The organism is Streptomyces sp. NPDC002870 (genome assembly GCF_042888505.1).
Classification (GTDB): Bacteria; Actinomycetota; Actinomycetes; order Streptomycetales; family Streptomycetaceae; genus Streptomyces.
Genome location: NZ_JBIAPW010000059.1, coordinates 1 through 19,332, shown reverse-complemented (window position 1 = coordinate 19,332; position 19,332 = coordinate 1). Strand labels below are relative to the sequence as shown.

The 19,332-nt window shown below is 66.0% G+C and carries 14 protein-coding genes and 8 pseudogenes; 13 read left to right on the top strand and 9 right to left on the bottom strand.

The genetic code is table 11. The annotated features are described in order from the left end of the window. Positions 1-225 precede the first annotated feature (225 nt). A pseudogene (locus tag ACFYWY_RS37145) lies at positions 226-312 on the top strand (HAD-IB family hydrolase); the annotation flags it as partial. 1,092 nt (positions 313-1,404) lie between these two features. Beyond that, a pseudogene (locus tag ACFYWY_RS37140) lies at positions 1,405-1,500 on the top strand (alpha/beta hydrolase); the annotation flags it as partial. Here ACFYWY_RS37140 and ACFYWY_RS37135 read toward each other — a convergent pair. Next, positions 1,499-1,701, bottom strand: a pseudogene (locus tag ACFYWY_RS37135) (hypothetical protein); the annotation flags it as partial. The pseudogenes ACFYWY_RS37140 and ACFYWY_RS37135 overlap by 2 nt on opposite strands. Positions 1,702-1,823: 122 nt before the next feature. Further along, positions 1,824-2,258 (bottom strand): hypothetical protein, encoded by a 435-nt coding sequence (locus tag ACFYWY_RS37130; protein WP_389195585.1) that lies wholly within the window; start codon positions 2,256-2,258, stop codon positions 1,824-1,826. A 155-nt stretch (positions 2,259-2,413) separates the two neighbouring features. Between ACFYWY_RS37130 and ACFYWY_RS37125 the strand changes: the two genes are divergently transcribed. Together ACFYWY_RS37125 and ACFYWY_RS37120 are read left to right on the top strand one after the other, a co-directional pair. Next, on the top strand, positions 2,414-3,169 hold the full coding sequence (locus tag ACFYWY_RS37125) for a type 1 glutamine amidotransferase domain-containing protein (protein ID WP_389195583.1): 756 nt from the start codon (positions 2,414-2,416) through the stop codon (positions 3,167-3,169). A gap of 486 nt (positions 3,170-3,655) precedes the next feature. Continuing rightward, positions 3,656-4,144 (top strand): annotated as a pseudogene (locus ACFYWY_RS37120) (transposase); the annotation flags it as partial. Positions 4,145-4,378: 234 nt separating this feature from the next. On the opposite strand, the pseudogene ACFYWY_RS37115 reads toward ACFYWY_RS37120, so the two are convergent. Both ACFYWY_RS37115 and ACFYWY_RS37110 read right to left on the bottom strand, forming a co-directional pair. Next, positions 4,379-5,032 (bottom strand): annotated as a pseudogene (locus ACFYWY_RS37115) (transposase); the annotation flags it as partial. A gap of 139 nt (positions 5,033-5,171) precedes the next feature. Beyond that, positions 5,172-5,780: a TetR/AcrR family transcriptional regulator gene (locus ACFYWY_RS37110; RefSeq protein ID WP_389195581.1), complete on the bottom strand. Its 609-nt coding sequence runs from the start codon at positions 5,778-5,780 to the stop codon at positions 5,172-5,174. A 94-nt stretch (positions 5,781-5,874) separates the two neighbouring features. On the opposite strand from ACFYWY_RS37110, the gene ACFYWY_RS37105 reads away from it, so the two are divergent. The 6 genes from ACFYWY_RS37105 to ACFYWY_RS37080 all read left to right on the top strand — a co-directional run bounded on the left by ACFYWY_RS37105 (position 5,875) and on the right by ACFYWY_RS37080 (position 10,447). Then, positions 5,875-6,615 carry an SDR family NAD(P)-dependent oxidoreductase gene (locus ACFYWY_RS37105; protein WP_389195578.1) on the top strand — a complete coding sequence of 247 codons (741 nt, stop codon included), beginning with the start codon at positions 5,875-5,877 and terminating at the stop codon, positions 6,613-6,615. Between the two features lie 40 nt (positions 6,616-6,655). Further along, positions 6,656-7,342 carry an NADPH-dependent F420 reductase gene (locus ACFYWY_RS37100; RefSeq protein ID WP_389195591.1) on the top strand — a complete coding sequence of 229 codons (687 nt, stop codon included), beginning with the start codon at positions 6,656-6,658 and terminating at the stop codon, positions 7,340-7,342. A gap of 58 nt (positions 7,343-7,400) precedes the next feature. After that, entirely contained in the window at positions 7,401-7,793 is a 393-nt protein-coding gene (locus ACFYWY_RS37095; protein ID WP_389195575.1) for an ester cyclase, read from the top strand. Between the two features lie 85 nt (positions 7,794-7,878). Next, complete coding sequence (locus ACFYWY_RS37090) at positions 7,879-8,565, top strand: SDR family NAD(P)-dependent oxidoreductase (protein ID WP_389195572.1); 687 nt, start codon at positions 7,879-7,881, stop codon at positions 8,563-8,565. Between the two features lie 87 nt (positions 8,566-8,652). Continuing rightward, positions 8,653-9,165: a nuclear transport factor 2 family protein gene (locus ACFYWY_RS37085; RefSeq protein WP_389195570.1), complete on the top strand. Its 513-nt coding sequence runs from the start codon at positions 8,653-8,655 to the stop codon at positions 9,163-9,165. Between the two features lie 142 nt (positions 9,166-9,307). After that, complete coding sequence (locus ACFYWY_RS37080) at positions 9,308-10,447, top strand: transposase (protein WP_389195567.1); 1,140 nt, start codon at positions 9,308-9,310, stop codon at positions 10,445-10,447. A 146-nt stretch (positions 10,448-10,593) separates the two neighbouring features. Here the strand turns inward: ACFYWY_RS37080 and ACFYWY_RS37075 are convergent, their stop codons facing one another. Next, positions 10,594-11,592: an NADP-dependent oxidoreductase gene (locus ACFYWY_RS37075; protein WP_389195588.1), complete on the bottom strand. Its 999-nt coding sequence runs from the start codon at positions 11,590-11,592 to the stop codon at positions 10,594-10,596. 124 nt (positions 11,593-11,716) lie between these two features. Here ACFYWY_RS37075 and ACFYWY_RS37070 point away from each other — a divergent pair, with 124 nt between their 5' ends. Then, positions 11,717-12,310 (top strand): TetR/AcrR family transcriptional regulator, encoded by a 594-nt coding sequence (locus tag ACFYWY_RS37070; protein ID WP_389195564.1) that lies wholly within the window; start codon positions 11,717-11,719, stop codon positions 12,308-12,310. Positions 12,311-12,752: 442 nt separating this feature from the next. On the opposite strand, the gene ACFYWY_RS37065 is transcribed toward ACFYWY_RS37070, so the two are convergent. After that, on the bottom strand, positions 12,753-13,199 hold the full coding sequence (locus ACFYWY_RS37065) for a hypothetical protein (protein WP_389195561.1): 447 nt from the start codon (positions 13,197-13,199) through the stop codon (positions 12,753-12,755). A 667-nt stretch (positions 13,200-13,866) separates the two neighbouring features. Here ACFYWY_RS37065 and ACFYWY_RS37060 point away from each other — a divergent pair. Next, a pseudogene (locus ACFYWY_RS37060) lies at positions 13,867-14,277 on the top strand (transposase); the annotation flags it as partial. Between the two features lie 21 nt (positions 14,278-14,298). Here ACFYWY_RS37060 and ACFYWY_RS37055 read toward each other — a convergent pair. Further along, positions 14,299-15,540, bottom strand: a complete 1,242-nt coding sequence (locus tag ACFYWY_RS37055; protein WP_389195558.1) for an IS110 family transposase — start codon at positions 15,538-15,540, stop codon at positions 14,299-14,301. Positions 15,541-15,962: 422 nt separating this feature from the next. Here ACFYWY_RS37055 and ACFYWY_RS37050 point away from each other — a divergent pair. After that, positions 15,963-16,421: pseudogene (locus tag ACFYWY_RS37050) on the top strand (transposase); the annotation flags it as partial. 345 nt (positions 16,422-16,766) lie between these two features. Here ACFYWY_RS37050 and ACFYWY_RS37045 read toward each other — a convergent pair. After that, complete coding sequence (locus ACFYWY_RS37045; RefSeq protein WP_389195555.1) at positions 16,767-18,650, bottom strand: DUF1996 domain-containing protein; 1,884 nt, start codon at positions 18,648-18,650, stop codon at positions 16,767-16,769. Between the two features lie 365 nt (positions 18,651-19,015). Beyond that, positions 19,016-19,332 (bottom strand): annotated as a pseudogene (locus tag ACFYWY_RS37040) (hypothetical protein); the annotation flags it as partial.

Genomic DNA, 19,332 nt, shown 5'->3' with positions numbered 1-19,332 from the left:
GTGCTGGGCCGGAACCTGCACCACCTGCGGACGCGCCCTACCCACCACACCCAGCAGAAGAAGACAGCCCCCGACCTAACGAAGCACTACTAGTCGGGGTTAGCACGGTCACGAACGATCCGTGACTTCCACGCCGTACCCGAGAGTCCTCTCAGGCAGACCCACGCGCCCCCCTTACGCCGAATGGCGGGGCCCATATGACCGGGGTTCGGGGAAGGCCGCTCCTTGCCCCGCACAGCAGTCTTCTTTGACCTGGACAAGACGGTCATTGCGAAGTCGAGCACGCTCCCGTTCAGCAAGTCGTCCTACCAAACGTGATCGGCCTCATCCACCACCAATGAACTGCACGGCATGACCGGCCCGAGCACCTTGCCCGCAAGCAGGGGCGCCAGCTCTGCGGTCAATGCTTCTTCCTCGCTGAGGTTGTAGTGATCTATGTGGTCGGGTGGGAAAGCCGCGCGCCATGCGGGGAACAGATCGCGGGCATCGCGGTCGCACGAGACTGCGCGAAACCCGCTTGGAAGGGTGAGGGCGGTCTACTCGGAGGGGGCGGGGCCCAGATCCCGCCCATGCTGTGGGCCTGTCGCATGATTCGCGCACCGCGACGGACCAGCTGTTCGCCCAGCTCCACCGATCCTGAAAGCGCCCATCCGGACAACTCGGAGAGGATGACCTCCACGGGATCAGGGCCCACCACCTCCGCCAGGTCCGCCCACGGGTGCCCCTCACGGACACCCTGCAGGTACGTCAGAACGGGAATACCGTCCGCATTGGCCAGGACCTGGCGCTGCTCATCGCTTTCAGACACTCGTCGAAACCCAATCCATGGACTGAAAATGTGCCACGTAGGAGCCATCTTGCGAGGCTGCCTGAAGGTGCGCAACGAAGATTGCGCAGGTGTGGCACCGACAAGATGGCGGCGAGTACCTCCCGGTCTTCATAGCGACGCGATGGTTGTCGTGCAGGCTGAGAGTCGTCCGGCCGGTGGTTGAACCGATCTCGGCCGCTCAAGTACGGGACAGCGACAGAAGGTTGGTCCGTGATGTTTCCTCCCACACGCGCCCTGTTGTGCGGATGAACGCGAGACGAGTTCGCCCGCCTCAGCGAGGCGCTGCTGTCGCGGTTTCACCATCACTTCGAGGTCACGACCGACTGGGATCTGGCGCTCGACATGGGCGTGCCGGAGGGCTTGATAACGGTGGTCAGGCACCTGGAGTCCCGTAAGCGCCATGAGACCTACGAGGGGTGGGTGCCGCAGATGCGTGATGCGCTCGCATTTGCCGAGACGGCCGCCCGCTACGGCACTGCGTTCGCCGTATCCAGCCTGCTGCGCAAGTGCCCGGCCCCCGACCGTGCCGAGTTCGGCAAGACCCTTGAGGCGAAGTACCAGGACGTCACGCCGCTGTGGAAGACAACCTGGCGCTGGCAGGTCGGTTGTCAGCGGCCGGCAATGACGTCGAGGTCCGGGTCTACCCCGAGTCACCCCACGGCTTCACGGGCGCTTGGGCTCCGCAGCCCGCTCCAGGCTCGCGGCCTTGGACCCCAGCCCGTACCGGGCCAGCGCGCGAGCCGGTTCGGCGACATCTGCGACAGCGTCAACTGGCCCAGCTGGAACGCGCCGATCTCATCGACCCGCTCCAGCGACTGCGCGAACGCGGTGCCCGTCGTCCGCGTCGGCGGCCGGCGCAGCCGCTCCAGCTCCAGCTCCAGCTCCAGCTCCAGCTCCAGCTCCAGCTCCGAAGAATCCCGAAGTTACGTCACGAGACCACAGAGCACACGAGAGGAACAACTCCCTGGCCGCAGGCGCAGGGGCTCAGTAGGGCTCAGGGGGTACCCACGGGATGTCGCACAGGAGGCACGGGGGGTCTGCCGGGCGTAGTGCCGGGTGTGGTGGCGGCCGGGAGCCGATCGCGATCGAGCCGCTCCTGGCCCTGTAGCTCCCGCAGATCAACATCGAAGTCGATCTTCTCCGCCGCATGGAAGCGGAAGATCGCCAGCACCTCGGCGGCAGGCCAGACCCGCAGTTCCGGGCACTCGGCGTCAGCCGGGCGGGACAGCGCTCCCTTCGCCCGGGGCGCCGGCAGCACGGCACCGCCTTCCGAGTACTGGCACTTCCAGCCGCTCTCACCGACGAGATCGAGGGCCGCCTGCCAGTCCTCCATCGAGGTATCCGGGACACGCACCTTTGGCAGCGAAGCCATCAGATCAGGGTCGAAGAAGTACGCGACGTCATCCCACAACCGCTCAGACACCCCCATGCTGCCCGGTGTCCCCTCTCAACGCAGCCCGATTTTCCTGACGAGCCGCAAAGGGGCACCCCCGGGCCCGGTCCTGGGCGACCGGCACCGTCTCAGGACGCCGACGTCCCTGCCGGGTCCCCGCCGAGTGGCCATGGGCATGCCATCATGGCCGGGTGCGCGTGCTGATTCCGGTCCCTGACCACGATTTCGACGTCACCGAGGTGGCGGTGCCCTGGCGCCTGCTCACCGATGCGGGGCACCAGGTCGTCTTCTCCACCGAACGCGCCGGCACGCTGCCTGCTGCCGATCCGCGGCTGCTGACCGGCGTGCTCTTCGGGCAACTCGGAGCCGAGCCCGACGCCAGGCGCTGCTACCAAGACCTGACGCAGAGCGAGGAGTTCGCCCGGACGGCGGCCTGGGCCGACCTCGAGATGGCGGACTTCGACGGTCTGATCCTGCCCGGCGGTCACGCACCCGGGATGCGGCAGTACCTCGGCTCGGAGGTTCTGCGGCAGCAGGTCGCCACCTTCTGGGCGCTGGGCCGGCCGGTTGGCGCGATCTGCCACGGCGTTCTGGTGCTGGCACGGACGATCGACACCGCGAGCGGTCGCAGCGTCCTTGCGGACCGACGTACGACATGCCTGCCCAAGTACATGGAACGCTCGGCGTATCTGATCACGGCCTGGCGGCTGGGCCGTTACTACCGCACCTACCCCGCCTACGTCGAGGACGAGGTCAGGGCGGCGCTGAGCGCGCCGGCCGCGTCGTTCCAGCGCGGTCCGAGAATACTGACCGCCCGCGGGACCGCTTCCGACGACACCCATGCGTTCGCCGTCCAGGACTGTAACTATCTGTCGGCGCGCTGGCCCGGAGATGCCTACCTGTTCGGTCGGCGGTTCATCGAGCTCCTCGATGCCGCGGCCACATAGGCCGGACAGCGAGAGGGTTGCGCGGCCGGGTGGTCAGTGGGCGGCGAGGCCGCCTGCAGGTCCCGAAGTGGCGATGGATACACCTACATCTACGGTCTGTCCGATGCCCCAATCAACAAGAAGATGCGAGTCGCTCGTGTCAAGGGAACCGATCTGAGCAAGGCTGACGAGTGGCAGTTCTTCGACATGCAAGAAGGCAGTTGGATGCGCGACGAGCGCGAAGGGGCAACATCGCTGACAGGTGTCGCCAATGAGTACAGCGTCACCCCGTGGAACGGCGGGTTCGTACTCATCAGCCAGGACAGCACCGAGGCGTTCAGCGGCAAGATCCGCATCTGGCACAGCTGCAACCCCTATGGCCCCTATGCCTTTCGGGTAGATCACGATCTCGTCTACCGCATGCCGGAACCAGGCCCGTACGGAAGCTACGGGGACGGAAACATCATCTCCTACAACGCCCACGTCCATCCGTCCTTGCAGCAGGGCGACCTGAGCACCTGGCCCACGGGCATGCGGCTGATCGTCCGTAGGGAACGCCCGCACCCCGGCGCCCAGCTGCGCTTCACCGACATCGACGGCAACCGGCTCACCTGCTTCGCCACCAACACCAAGGGCGGCCAGCTCGCCGACCTGGAACTGCGTCACCGCCGCCGGGCCCGCTGCGAGGACCGCATCCGAGGCGCCCGCGATACCGGCCTGCGCAACCTGCCCCTGCACGACACGGCCCAGAACCGGATCTGGCTGGAGATCGTCTCCCTCGCACTCGGCCTCCTCGCCTGGATGCCGATGCTCGCGCTGACCGGCGAGGCCCGCCGCTGGGAACCCAAGAAGCTCCGCCTGCAGCTGTTCTCCGCCGCCGCGCAGCTCGTGAACACCGGCCGCCGCCGCTGGCTCCGCCTGCCCGCACGATGGCCCTGGACCACCGTCATCAGCCACGCGACCGTCAGGCTCCACGCCCTGCCGAACCCCGGCTGACCAGCCACTTCGACCGTCCCGACAACCTGCACCACCGCACCGGTGAAGTGGAACCCGGCGCCCCGCCCGACGCGAGAGCCGGGCCTCGGCCTGCCCCAGCACCGAAAAGACCGCCCCACACAAACACAGAGTCCCCGTCAGCAAACCGACGAGGACTCATGAACGATCGCGGCTAAGGGCATCAGTGTTTCCTTGGGCGCATACAAGGGGCTGAGCGAAGGCCGAGATGTGGGCGGTGTGTGCTTTCACTCCGCTCAGGGCGGCTTCGCGCTGGTTGTGCCACACATGACAGCGACCTGCACCGCGTCGGGCATTGCTCGGCGGATGGCCGCGGCATAGATGGCCGAGCCGTCACGGCACACGACCTCGACGCCCGGATGAGCAGGCAGCCACGCCTCCAGGGTGTCGCCGTGCTGTTGGGCAGCACGTCGATTCGCCCCTGGGTCTCGGCGCGATCACCACGGTGGCATAGCAGTGACGCCGACGCCGATACGCGGGGTACTTGCGGGGCGGCAGCGGTATGCGCAGAAGCGTGCGCAGAACGGTGTGATGCGACAAGTCCACCGCGAGTGCCGCCAGCAGGCGGACCCCTGCCCGGCTTGCTAACTCCTTGACCGCGGCCTTGACTTGCCTGGTCGGACGAGCAGTACGCCGTTGGTATCGGTCCAGCACCCCGAGCGCCTGCTCGCGGAAGGTATGGCGGCAGCCACGCGTGGGACGATCCAGGTGCCCTGGCCGGCACGGAAGCAGATCACCCGGCGTCCGAGCTCGCACCAGGATCCTCTCACCCTCGCTGGCTACCTCCTCAACGACCAGCGGCGGCAGTCCCGAGAACGCAACGTTTACAAGCTCGTTGACACTTCGTACGTCATGACTAAAACCCGCCACCACGCTCAGTCACCACCGAATGTGAGCCAGGGCCGTCAAGTTGACACACCCTAACGACGCCCGGCAGACCAGGGCTCTCCCAAGATCCCCGGCCGCGTCAGACTCTGAGGGGTGGCCGAAAGGTGAACAGGGGCAGTTCTCAGGAGAGCGGCCAGTTGCGCAGGGTGGCGTCGGCCATCTCCTGGAGTTCGTCGCGGCCCACACCGCTCGCGGCCTGCACGGCGATGCCGTACCCCAGGGCGGTGAGGTAGCGGGCCAGTAGCCCCGGATCGGTCTCCGGGGGCAGGTCGCCGTCGTCGACGGCTCGCTGGAACCGCTCTCGGATGAGGGAGTAGCCGCTGTCGCGCCAGGCGACGAGAAGCTCACGGACTTCCCGCCCCGAGTCGCTGACGGTCAGGGCGCTCTGGACGCCCAGGCAGCCGTTGGGATGGGCCGGGCGGGTGGTGGTTCGAACGGTGCCGGCCAGGATCGCGGTGGCGACGCCGAGGGCGGTCGGCTCCTCCAGGGCCCGGGGCAGGTAGGCGCTCGGGCCTTCGGTGTAGCGCTCCAGGGCCCTGCGGAACAGCGCCTCCTTGTTGCCGAAGGCCGCGTACATGCTGGTGGTGGAGATGCCCATCGCATTCGTCAGGCAGGCCAGGCTGGCGCCCTCGTAGCCGTGCTCCCAGAAGACCAGCATGGCCCGTTCGAGAGCCTCGTCGGCGTCGAACCCTCGCGGTCGGCCGATGGGGCCGCTCTGTTTCGTCTCCACCCCCGCAGTCTACCTCTTCCGCATCGATCGATGCGGAAGTGCTACCGTTCGACTTCTGCGGCGATCGCTGCAGAAGTCGAAGGAGGCTGTTCACGTGGGGTTGCTTGAGGGGAAGACCGCTCTCGTCACCGGGGGCAGCACCGGAATCGGCCTGGCCAGCGCCGTGCGGCTGGCGGCCGAGGGTGCGCATGTGTTCATCACCGGCCGCCGCAAGACCGAACTCGACGCGGCCGTCGAGGCAATCGGTTCAGCGGCCACCGCGGTGACCGGCGACATCTCGAACCTGGCCGATCTGGACCGGCTCTACGAGACGATCCGCAGCCGGGGGCGGGGCCTGGACGTACTGTTCGCGAATGCCTCCGTCGCCGAGCTCGTGACGCTTGAGGAGGTCACCGAGGAGCACTTCGACACCCTCTTCGGCATCAACGTGCGGGGCACGCTGTTCACCGTCAGGAAGGCGCTGTCACTGCTCAACGACGGCGCCTCGGTGATCCTGAACGGCTCCACCAACGTGGACGTCGGCGACGAGGCGCTCGGCGTGTACGCGGCGACCAAGGCCGCCACCCGGTCGTTCGCCCGGACCTGGGCAGGCGAACTCAAGGGCCGCGGCATCCGGGTCAACACCGTCACGCCCGGCCCGACCGACACCCCTGCCCTGTCGGCGCTCACTCCCGACCCGGAGCGGTTCCAGCGGCAACTGGCGGCATGTGTGCCGCTGGGCCGGCTCGGGCGCCCGGAGGAGGTCGCCGCCGCCGTGGCCTTCCTCGCCTCCGAGCAGAGCAGCTTCATCACCGGTTCGAGCCTGTACGTCGACGGCGGCCTGAACCAGATCTGAGTCCCATGACCACACATCCAGCGAGGACGGCGGCGCCCGGCTGACGAACATCCCCATCAAATTCCGAGAGGCGGAACTACCTATGACAACGATCGGGATCATTGGCGCGGGCGAGGTCGGCAGCCAGATCGCCCGTGCGGCCATATCAAACGGATACAAAGTCGTCATTGCCAACTCGCGGGGGCCCGAGACCCTGAAGAACCTCATCACTGAACTCGGCCCGTCAGCACGCGCCGCACGCGCCGCGGATGCCGCAGAAGCCGGCGATTTCGCCGTCGTGGCCGTACCTCTCAAAGTCGTCAACGACATGCCAGTCGAAGAGCTTGCAGGCAAGATCGTGCTGGATACGAACAACTACATGATCTGGCGCGACGGCCACATTCCAGTCATTGACTCGGGCAAGAAGACAGTGCACGAACTGCGCCAAGAGCACCTCCCAAATTCAAAAGTCGTCCAGGCCTTCACTCATATTCAAGCCCCCCGCATTACCACCGCTGGTCGCCCACCTGGCGCCCCCGACCGGCTGGCGCTACCGACCTCAAGCGATTTCCCGCAAGCCGTTGACCTCGTGACGCGGCTGTACGACCAGTTTGGTTTCGACACCGTAGAAAACAGTCCGCTGAGCGAATCCTGGCGCAGCGCTCCCGGTCAACCTGCCTGGACCGAGCTTGCGCATCAGACCCGCGACGAGTTGATCGTCAATTTGACGAGAGCGCGGCGCAGCTGAATTTCCATATCCCCGTTGTGGCCCCGTTTCGGGGGCTGCCACACAGAAGGCCGTCCTCATGTCTGACAACGATCTGCGCGCGTTCTACCTCCGCTATATCGAGCAGCTCAACGCCCACAAGTTCGACGGTATGAACGAATTCATCAACGACCGGACCACGTTGAACGGTGAGCCGGCCACCCGGGACGACCTTCTCGCGGTTCAGAGGCGAGACGTGGACGCGGTTCCGGACCTCCACTGGGAGCTCAAGGAAGTGCTCTTCGACGGTGACCGTCTGGCCGCGCGTCTGATCAACACGGGTACTCCGGTGAAAGAGTGGCTCGGCGTGGCCCCCACCGGCGCCTCGTTCGAGATCGTCGAATACGCCATTTATCAGGTCCGCGACGGGCGGTTCGTGCATATGACGGCCCTACACGACGCCGGCGAAATGCGCCGGCAGCTGACCGGCTGACCTCCCGGATCGGCAACAGCAACGCGGAAAACAGTCCGGACACCGATTACGGCCAACTCGGGCCACTTGATTCTGGAGGAAAGGCATGACCGTCACACTGATCACCGGGGCCAACAAGGGCATCGGTTTCGAGACAGCCAAACAGCTTCTGGCGTTGGGCCACGTTGTCTACATCGGCGCGCGTGACGTCGAGCGAGGTGAAAAGGCCGCGGCAGCGCTCGGCGCGCGATTCGTGCAGCTCGATGTGACCGACGACGCATCGGTGAGCAGCGCGCTGGCGACGATCGGTTCGGCCGAGGGCCGACTCGATGTCCTTGTGAACAACGCAGGTATCTTGGGGGACGGAGTCACGGGCGGCCCCACGGCCCTCCGGGCCTTCGACACCAACGCGGTGGGAATCGTGCGCGTCACGGAGGCGGCACTTCCCCTCCTGCGTAAATCCTCGAATCCAACCGTGGTCACCGTCTCGAGCAGCGCCGGATCGTTCTGGGCAGTGACCAATCCGGACCGGCCGGAATTCAGCTTGCCGTTGGCGCTCTACTCCGCCTCGAAGTCGGCAGCCACCATGCTGACGGTTCAGTACGCCAAGTCCCAACCGGGCATCAAGTTCAACGCAGTTGAGCCCGGCACCACCGCGACCGACCTGACCGCGGCGTTCGGAATCGGAAGGGCACCGGAGGTGAGTGCCAGGGTAGTCGTGCGTTTGGCAACTCTCGACGCGGACGGCCCGACAGGAACTTTTCAGGACGAGGACGGGGAAGTGTCCTGGTAGCCATGTAGGTACGAGCACGAGCGGGGGCAGCCCAGCCGGCTGTCCCCGCTCGTTCCTACACGGGGGTTTAACAGACTGATCCCACTCATGATGGTGCACGCAGTCAAACCTTCACCGACCACGATCGACATCGACATCGGAAATGAGAAGAGCATGGCAGCCTTGAGCAAGAACATGAACTATGAAGCGCTGGCTAAGCCCCATGAGACCGTCCGGGAGCACTTCAGGCGAGTGGACCGGGGAGACCCACGCTTCTCCGATATTTACACCGATGACATTGAGTTCTACTTCCCCAAGTTCGGTTTCGGACATGGGAAGGACGCTATTGCCGAGTTGGCTCGACGGCTCGACCTTGAACGTCTCGAACATGACATCGACGGCCTGGACATCATGACGAGTGGGGATCGTGTGATCGTTGAAGGTCGCGAATGGGGCACCACTCGGGAAGGCCGCACGTGGCCCGACGGCGAAATCTCCAGAGGTCTGTTCTGTAACGTGTTCACCTTCCGAGGTCACTTGATCTGCAAGCTCCATGTCTATACAGACCCAGACTTCACCAGCAGCCACCAGGAGAAGGTTCAGCAACTCCACCGCGGGTGACCTACATGGCTGTCTCCTAGCCTCGCGCTTTCATGAGCGTGCTCGTCCATGCCTTGATCAAATAAGCGAAGAGTGCTTCTGACCTGCAACGATGGGACTTATCTAGGGTCCTGTCGGCTGCACGGAAAGAAGCACTCTCCAGGTGAGCAAGCGTATCGGGTTGTACCCGCGTGTCCGCGTCGAGGGCGGTGGCGGCGGGGTGGTCTCGCAAGCCGGGGCGGTGCTGCTGGTCGAGACGGTCCGTAAGTCCGGCCTGGACACTGCGATATCGGCGGCACTGGCACCATGGCGCAAGCCGCGGACGGTGCACGACCCGGGCAAAGCGCTGCTGGACGTCGCGCTCGCGACGGCTATGGGAGGGGACTGCCTGGCCGATGTCGCCATGCTGCGGGCCGAGCCCGACATGCTCGGGCCGGTGGCGTCCGATCCGACAGTCTCCCGTCTCGTCGGCGCTCTCGCCGCGTCCGGACCGAAAGCCCTGATGGCGAACCGCTCGGCACGGGCCGAAGTACGCACGCGGGTCTGGGAGCTGGCCGGTGAGTGTAGTCCGGCCGCCGGCAGCAGTGTGGACATCGACGGGGTGCTGGTGCTCGCACGCTCCGAGAAGCAGGACGCCACTGCGACCTGGAAGAAGACCTTCGGCCATCATCCGCTCGTCGCGTTCTCCATCACCGTCCGCCAGGACCCCAAAATCAAGGCCGCCATCGCCGCCATCCCCGACAACGCATGGACACCGATCCCGTACTGGTTGTCCACCCCCGAGGTCTCCGGCGCGGACGTCGCCGAGATCACCTACACCTGCTTTGCACACACCAAGCCACCGGTCACGGTGCGGCTGATCGTGCGCCGCGTCCGTCCCACCCCCGGCTCCCAGCTGGCCCTGTTCACCACCTACGACCACCACGCGTTCGTCACCGACCGGGTCGGCGACGTCACCGAGCTCGAGGCCGATCACCGCCGACACGCGGTGGTTGAGCAGACCATCGCCGAGCTGAAGTCCGCCGGCCTGGCCCACCTTCCATCAGGGCGTTTCACCGCGAACGCGGCCTGGCTCGCGCTGGCAGCCATGGCCCACAACCTCGGTCGAGCCGTCGGCATCCTTGCCGGACACGGCCTCACCCGAGCCACCACCGCCACCCTCCAGCGCACCCTGTTCACCATCCCGGGCCGCCTCGTGCACACAGCCCGACGACTACGGCTACGACTTCCCGCCCGCTGGCCGTGGGCCGACGCATTCACACACGCCCTCACGGCCATCACCGCACTGCCACGACACGGCTGAAGCCCTAACCCAACACACCTACGTCCGAGGGTCTTGGAGAAGCCGGCAGACCGGCAGATACCGCACGTCCTCAACCACCCAACACTCTCCGAACCACAGCCGACCACCACCAGCAGACCACGCCATCACCCACCGGTGGATCCGGGCTAAGCGACCGTGAGCACGATCTTGCCCTGGATGTGCCCCCGGGCGGCGCGCTCGTGCGCCGCCCGGGCATCCGCGAGCGGGAACGTGCTGTCGATCGCGACGCTAATCTTCCCCGCGTCCAGCAAGCTCTCCAGTTCGGCGAGCTGCGCGCCGCTCGAGCGGACCTGGGCGGCCGTGACCGTGACATCCAGCTCCGCGTTCTCCTCGTCGTCGAACTGGCCGAAGTACACCGGGTAGAGGGACCCGCCGCGCTTGAGGGTGCGCAGGAAGCGCCTGCTGTCGGGACCCCCGACGGTGTCCAGGACCAGGTCGACGTCACGGACGACCTCCTCGGGCCGCTCCTTGGTGTAGTCGATGAACTCGTCGGCGCCGAGCTCGCGCAGGAACGTCTCATGGGCTCCGGAGGCCACGGCGATGACGCGGGCCCCCTTCCACTTGGCCAGCTGGAGAGCGAGGTGCCCCACGCCACCGGCAGCGCCGTTGATGAGCACCGTGCTCTCGCTGTCGAGTGCCATCGGGCGGTGCTGGGCTTCTTGGAACGGCGAGGGATGATCGTGCCCGAGCTCGATCAAGAACTGCCACGCCGTCAACCCCGACATGGCCAGGGCGGCGGCGTGCACGTGGTCGATGCCGGCCAGCTTGCGGGCGAGGTCGGACGCCGGCGCGGTGACGTACTCGGCGTACGCGCTGCTCTGGAGAACGGTGGGGAAGCGCAGAAGGCCGATCACCTCGTCTCCGACCGCGAAGCCGTTGACGTCGGCGGCGACGGCTTCCACGACGCCTGAGACGTCGGTCCCCGGAATCAGGGGGAGGTGGAACGGGGGCTTGAGCTCGGGGGGTATGTCGGGCATTCCTTCGCGCGCGTACCAGTCAGGAGGGTTGATGCCGACCGCGTGCACGCGCACGAGCACCTCACCCGGCCCCGGCTCGGGAACCGGCACCTCCTCATGACGCAGCACCTCAGGGCCGCCGAACTCGTGCAGCCGGATCGCTTTCATGGTCCGTTTTGGCACAGCTCTCTCCTGCGTCTCTCGCGGGGTAAACTAAGTGAACCAATGGTCCGTTTTTCTGGACCACTGATCCGAATATATGGACCACTGATCCGGAAGTCAAGAGGGACAGATGCGGGCCGACGCCAGGAAGAACCGCGACCACCTGCTCGCAGTAGCGGGCACCGCCATCACCGAGCAAGGCGTCGACGTGTCACTGCGCGACATCGCGCGCAGGGCCGATGTCGGGCTCGCGACGCTGCTGCGTCACTTCCCGACGCGCGAGGCGCTGCTCGACGCCCTGCTCCGTACGAGCTTCGACGAACTGACGGCAAAGGCAGGCGAGCTCCAGACGTCGAGCTCGCCCGAAGACGCTCTCGTCTCGTGGCTACGCGACTGCGTCGCGTGGACGACCGAGTATCGGGGCGTGACCGTGCTGATGGCTGCCGCCATCGAGGACACCGAATCCGCACTCCACGCTTCGTGCGTCACCCTGCGCGCAGCCGGTGCGCGGCTCCTCACCCGTGCCCAGGCCGCGGGCATGGCGCGGAGCGATATCGATGGCGCCGATTTGTTTGCGTTGGTAGCCATGCTCGCTTGGCTCGGCGATCAACCCTCGCTCGCGCCACGCGCCGATCGCCTCTTCGAGGTTGTCGCGAACGCGATTCTGACAACTGCAAGGAGCAGCGATGCCGAGGAGGAACATCGCCCTCGGGCCTGCAGATGAAACCGTCTCGCTTGCGGACCAGCGAAACTCGGCCGCGTCGCTCGGCAGGAGCGGTTCGACGCCCAGTTCGCCAAGGCGGTCAAGAGCACCGGCATCGAGCCGCGCGCTCCCCGGGAGCGGAACGAGCCCCAGGCTGGCCAATTGATCTTCCGGCCCGTCGCGGTATGCCTGCCGGATCTGGCCCAGGCCGCCATGGCAGATGGCGCGAGCAAGGCGGTGGCAGCGCGAGGCTCTGACCGCGGGCACTCTTCGCGGCTTGCCTGGTCGAGCCGAGCGTGGACGGCAGGACCGAGCTCCTCAATGGCGTGACGACTGAGTCCGCCCACTACCGTGACCCCAGCATCTACAAGCCTCGCTTCATCACCTTCCAGATGCCGCCAACAGGCGGTGCGTAAGCGAAAGCCTGCCCAGTAGTCCAAGCCGGCGGGCAGGGCCCGGGTGGCTACTCACTGGGCCACAACTGCAGAAGCCACGCCTCCAGGGGATCCTCATGAGGTTCCCCTGGAGGAAATTCCTCCAGGACCAAAGCAGCCTCGACATGGTCGCGGCCTTTGCAGAGCAGCCGAATATGATATCGGCCCTCTTGTAGTGAAAGTTGGCCATACTCGCAGCCGTCGAGATCGAACACACCTAGGTGCGCGTCTAGTTGGCCGTGAAACTCACGCTCGTAATCCCACGCTGCCTCTGGAATCGCGACTGGGCCATCCCAAACCTCCATGCGGACAAGAGGATAGAAGTCGTTGTCGCTGGACATGAGGCTCAACCCGTCACCTGGCACCCTGACGAGGTTGTCCTGTTCGGGGTCACGCTCGAAGGTGATCGGACCTACCAGGATCGTTCTGTAGGAGACACGGGGCCGGACATCTGCAGAATGGATCAGCTGAGGCACATGCGCTCCTTGGAGGTCATCTGATCAACTTTGAGGCCGCGTTGACCGTTTCGCCGAGGCTACTGATGCTGAGCTCATGAGGGCAGCTGGGGGGCGCGACCACTTCACCCTAGGGCCGCCAACTCCTGCTGGGAAGCGAGCTCGCCGCGAGCGCTCCGATAGTCACGTCCGGTGGCAGGGCCAAGTCTGTGAGTCGAACACTCACCAAGCGCCTCGTCACCGCCCCACTGCTCGCTCCTGAGCGTCTCGGCAAGTGTGCAGCCCCCTTGCCCTGCGCTCTGGGAAGGGCCGGATGCGTGAGCGGACGCGCTGGCACCCCGGTCACCGGCTGGACTGGCCGACAAGGCGGACCTCGCCGACCAGGCGGAATAGGACGACGGAGGAGTGGCCGATACTGCCCGGCATGATCCTTCCTGGACTTTTAATCCACTGACTGAGAGGTCGTTTTCATCTCTAGCACCCTGATTCATTCGGGTTTGCGAGGTGTTCGAATGCGGTGCTGGTGTGGCGACTCATGGTTTTGAGCCGTGAGAGCCGGATGGTGTGACGCAGGGGGCAGCAGGCGGCTTGCGCCTGTCTCATCCCATGACGCCCGGTCCGCGGCCGTGCTTCCGCGGTCGCGGGCGCACGCCTGGGCGCACTCGATCCCGGGCGGTATGCCCAGGTCATGACCGAACGTCTTCCGTACCCAAGTGATCTGTCCGATGCCCGCTGGGAGTTGATCGAGCCGGTCCTGGCGGCCTGGCGCTACGAACGCCATGGCCGGGCCCTGGGCTTCGGCCGTCCACCCGAGCACGACTTGCGCGAGATCATGAACGCGATCCTGTACGTGGACCGCACCGGGGTGCAGTGGCGCTATCTGCCACACGACTTCCCGAACTGGAACACCGTCTACGGCTACTTCGCCAAGTGGCAGAAGAACGGCATCTTCGCCCAGCTCAACGGTCTGCTGCGGGAGTTGGTGCGCGAGCAGGAGGGCCGGAACACCGAACCGTCCGCCTGTCTGGTCGATGCGCAGAGCGTGAAGACCGCCCCCAGCGTTCCCGTCACGAGTCAGGGTACCGACGCGGGGAAGAAGACATCCGATGCGGATTTACTGTCAAGCGGCAAGGGACAGATGGGGTTCTGTCGGGGTTGGGAAGGCAACGGTCTCGTCGAACGGGAGGCCATGAGTTAGGCAGTGGTGCAGGCAGCCGATCATGCGGTTGAAGAGGTTCCTCTGGGCAGCCGTGTGGCGGTCTCCGGCTTCCCGCCGCCGGTCGTAGTGAGCTCGTGCTCCGTCCGAGTGGGCCATCGCGGCGAAGGCCCACATGTAGCCGACGCCTGCCAGCCGCTGGTTCTTCACCCTGCGGGCCATCACGGACACGCTCTTGCCGGACGCCCTGGTGACAGGTGCGGAGCCTGCGTACGCTTTCAGGCCCCTCGCGTCGGCGAACCGGCTCCGGTCATCGCCGATCTCGGCCAGGACGCGGGCTCCGCTGAGCGGGCCCAGCCCCGGAAAGCTCGTGATGATCTCTGCGTCGGCGTGGGTCTCGAATGCCCGCACCGACGCTTCGGCGAGATCGTCGGCACTCACACAGGCGGCCTCCAACTGCCGTAGCAGCGCGAGTGTCTGCCGTCCCATGGCCTCTTCAACGAGAGGTAGATGACGCATCTGCGGGATCCGGAGCTCGCTGTGAAGACGCTCGACTTCCTTGTCGATGGTGTTCTTCCGCCCGGCCTTCTTCAGCAGGGTCCGAAGCTGGGTCCGGGTGAGCCTTGCTGCCTGGCCAGGGGTAGGGGCTGCGGCCAGGAGCGTCCGGGCTATGGGGTGGAAGATGCCCTCGCGCCGTCTGCCGACTGCAGCCAGAAAGCCTGGAAAGTACGCGCGCAGGTGGGAGGTCAGCTTGTTGCCGGCCTGAGTGCGGTCCCAGACCGCGTCCTGCTGAGCGCGGGCGAGCACGGCGACAGCCTGGGCGAGCTCGGAGTCCGCGGGAAGCTGACGGTGAGCTGCGGCATCAGTGCGGAGGATGTTCGCCAGCACCATGGCATCCAGGTGATCAGACTTCTTGCGGGAGACCGTGTGTCGATCCCGATACCGGGCTGCGGCCATCGGGTTGATGGCGTAGATGGGACGGCCTGTCGCCCGCAGGGAGGCGACCAGGAGACCTAGTGAGGTCTCGATGGCCACGGGGACAGGGTGGTGCGGGGTGTCGCCCTGCTCCGCGAGGATCCGCAGCAGCTGGTCGAGGCCAGCTGCGGTGTCATCGATGCGAGCACGCGCCAGCAGTGATCCCGTCTCGTCAACGACAGCTATGTCGTGGTGGTCGCTGGCCCAGTCGATGCCGCAGAATGCTCCCACTCGCCTCACCCTTTGCTATTGGACCTATGTTGTGGCTGGTCACAGCCATGCGGGGCATGCGTCTCCCTAATGGAAGGGCTCAGAGGCCCGACATCCGATTAGCCGTTCATGACCCCAGCGACCTGCGGGGTCCTCGGTCTGGGCAGGAGCTCGAGGGCTCCCGAGCACGTGAGAGGTAGTCCCCGCAGGGGACTTGGACCACGATCATCATCGGGTGGATGGCTTGATCGGTCACGCCGCCGATGGCGAGCGCCAGCACGCGCCAGTCTTCTTTGAGGGCTCGAAGCACAGATCGTAGGCAGGCATCGTGCTGACGCCGGCGACCGGCGGCGAGAGAGCTGGGGCCACCAAACCGGTCTTTACATAGAGCTGACCGCTCGAGTGATCAATAGGCTTCAGCGACCCCAACTGCCGCCCATTAGATCGTGGGCCGCAAACGCAGCATCATCACCGATACCCTCGGCCTGCTGCTCGCAGTGCTGGTCACTGCGGCCGGCGTCCAGGACTCCACCGCCGGCCGACAGCTCCTCGACCAAGCCGCTGTCGACCACCCCGGACTGCGCAAGGTCTGGGTCGACGGAGGCTACCGCAAGCACTTCGTCGACCACGCCGCCGCCCTCGGCATCGACCTCGAAATCGTTCAACGCGCCCCGGGAACCAAGGGCTTCGCCCCGATCCCGAAGCGGTGGACGGTCGAGCGGACCTACGGCTGGCTCATGCTGCACCGCCGCCTGGCCCGCGACTACGAAACACTTCCGACCCGCTCCGAAGCCATGATCCACCTGGCCATGACCGACCTGATGGCCCGCCGCCTCACCGGCGAGGCCACCATCTCCTGGCGCGACCCGACATCACCGGATCAAACCCGCATCACGGGATGAAACCACGGGAGAAAACGACCTCTTAGCTTGTTCCTTAACCTGTCGGCTGTCGGCTGTCGGCCCTAGCGTGGGGCGTTTGGCCGTCTAGGCTGCGTCGATGTGGAGAGAGGTTGCAGCCCAGGTATTCCCCGAGCGGAGTTCAGGCCTTCCGTTGACGCCGCCGAGCTGGCTGCGGCCGAGCAGCGTTTGGGCTGTGGCTTGCCGTCCGAGCTGGCCAGTCTCCTTCTTTCCGGCCACGGGCTCGGCGAACGGCTGCGGCACGGGCGTACTGGACGGTCCGAGATGAGCATCGGCCCTGGCCGGACCCGCGCTGCGGGTCCGGCCAGGGCCGGAGTGGAACCGTCTTCATCGATGACGGGCCGTCTCACGGCGGGTGCGTGTCCGGAGAAGCACAATGCCTGCAATCAGCAGCACAGCGCCGGCCGCAGAGGGCCAGAGCTGGGTGCCAGTAGCGGCTAGCCCACCTTGTCCGGCCTGCCTCTCTCCGCCGTCGGCAGGCGCCAGGCTGTTCTCACCGGCTCCGTCGGGCGTGTTCTGGGTGTCGGGTGTGGCGGTGCCGGGCTGTACGGCAGCCTTGGGCTTTTCCACGTCGGCGGGTCCGTCGGGCGTGTTCTGAGCATCCGGTGTGGCCGTCCCCGGCTGCACGGCAGCCTTGGGCTTCTCCACGTCGGGTCCGTCGGGCGCGTCCTGGACATCCGGTGTGGCCGTCCCCGGCTGCACCGTAGCCTTGGGCTTCTCCACGTCGGGTCCGTCGGGCGCGTCCTGGACATCCGGTGTGGCCGCCCCCGGCTGCACCGTAGCCTCGGGCTTCTCCACGTCGGGTCCGTCGGGCGCGTCCTGGACATCCGGTGTGGCCGCCCCCGGCTGCACCGTAGCCTCGGGCTTCTCCACGTCATCGGCCGGCGGGTCGCCCGGACCGCACTCTCGTCCGTCGTTGATGCAACGCACCACCTCCCGCATGAGGTTGTCGTCGAAGACGTTGATGAAGTCGCCGTGATCGGTGACCGGCTTGTGCAGCTGCTCGGGGAAGGAGTCGACAGCGAACACCGCAGGGTTATCCCCGTCGAAGTCCGGCCGTGGCACGTCGTAGATGATCCGCTGCACGAGCTGCGGAATGGCCCGGAAGCCGTTGGGGCAGCCGCCGTTCTGGTCGGCGAAGGCCACGTGCGTGCGGTGGTTGGCGCTGTCGGTGTTCTGACCGTCCCAGCAGCTCTGGAACTTGAAGGTACGGACGACTTGGCTGCCCTCGGGGCAGATCGGGTACTTGTCCTTCAGCTGGCGGTTCTCGAAGCCGGTGCAGCTCCAGGACGCGTTGGCATTCTTGTCACCGTTGACAAAGGCCTTGGCGTCACCCGTGATAATGCGCAGGAATCGCGGCATGGCCGAGACCTTGCTGACCGGGCTTCCGACGAAGTTCAACGTGACCTGGGCCGGGGTCTGGATTTCGCCGACATTCTTGTCCTTGCCTCCGCCGTCCGCGTCGGCGTCGGCCTCGTTCTCACCGTCCTGCACACGCAGCACCGGCCAGTAGTAAGTTGACTTGTCGCCCTGATTGCGACACGTGGTGGCGCCGTTGGCGAGATCGTCGTCGCTCGCGAAGGCGTCGTTGGCCTGGTTCCCCACGTAGTCATGCATATGGTGCGCGCCATTGCTCACACCCGGTGCGACGATCACGTTGTCCGGGTTGAACTTGCCGTTCGCGTTCACACCGCAGTCGGTGGAGAAGCTGCCGCGTGAGGCATCGCGCAGCGTGCTGGGAACCTGGACATTGGGCCGGACGGACTGGATGTCGACGAAGTCGTTCACCTCGGGACCGTTGCCCGCCTGGCCGCTGTTGCCGTTCTGCTGGCCGTCGTTTCCCTTGTCCCCGTCGCCATTGCTGTTGTTCTGGTCGTCGCCCGGGGCCTGCCCCTGGCCGTTGTCCCCGCCGGCGTTGGCCCCGTCTGTGTCATCCGCTTGCAGAATGCAAGGAGCCATTGACTCCAGTCCCTGCGGGCGCTGCCCGGCCACACGGCTGATGGCTGTGGCTATGCGGTCGATGCTCGCTGCGCGCTTGTCCTTCAGCGGTCCGAGGACCGTGTTCTGGGCGAACTGCGGATCCTGTTCTATCTGCTCCTTCTCCTCGACGAACTTCTGGTACGCCTCGGTGATCTGGCTGTCCAGCGTGGCAAGTTCGCGGTCGACCTCCGGCCTGGCCCCATCCGGCACCTCGGGAAGCCCGTTTGCCACCTCAGGACACTTGATGGTGGACGCGGAGGGGCCTGCGCCTGCGCTCTGGGTCTGATTCTGCTGTTGCCCGTTCCATTCGGCTGGCCAGGGCCCCTCTCCTTCGCCGGCGGAGGCGTAGGAGTTGACAGCGATGAGACCACCCCCGCCCAGCATGAGCGCGATCGAGGCAACGACTGCCCTTCTGCCCCGCTTTGAGCGTCTTCGCACTGTACGTCTCAATGGAACTCCTATGTTTCACTGCCGGTGGTCAACGTGCGCTGGCTAAAGGAGAAGCACCGGGCTACATACGGAACAGACTCGCGAAGTGTTCAACGCGAACGGTAATTCGTAGCATCCTCCAGCAATGGAGGTGCCTGAGGCGGAAATCAGTGCGTCGGCAGAGGGCCCGGTACCACCAACCTCAGTCCGGACCGACGAGGCGCAGCCCGCAATCCGAGGAGAGGTGCGAGGAAAAGAGCCAGAGTGAGCACCGCTGGGTGACGCGGGCGACGTACGTACGGGTGCGGAAGCCGCCCGGGGTGTGGTGCACAGGAGCTGCTCTCGTTCAACTCGACGGCAGGCAAGGCGAGTTTGGGCGCACGGTCCGAAACGGGCTCGCTCGGCACCGCCGCGTACTTGGCTATGACCTCGCGGAAGGCCGCGAACTTCTCGGTGGGGTCGCCAGCCTCGTCGAGGGGCGCGT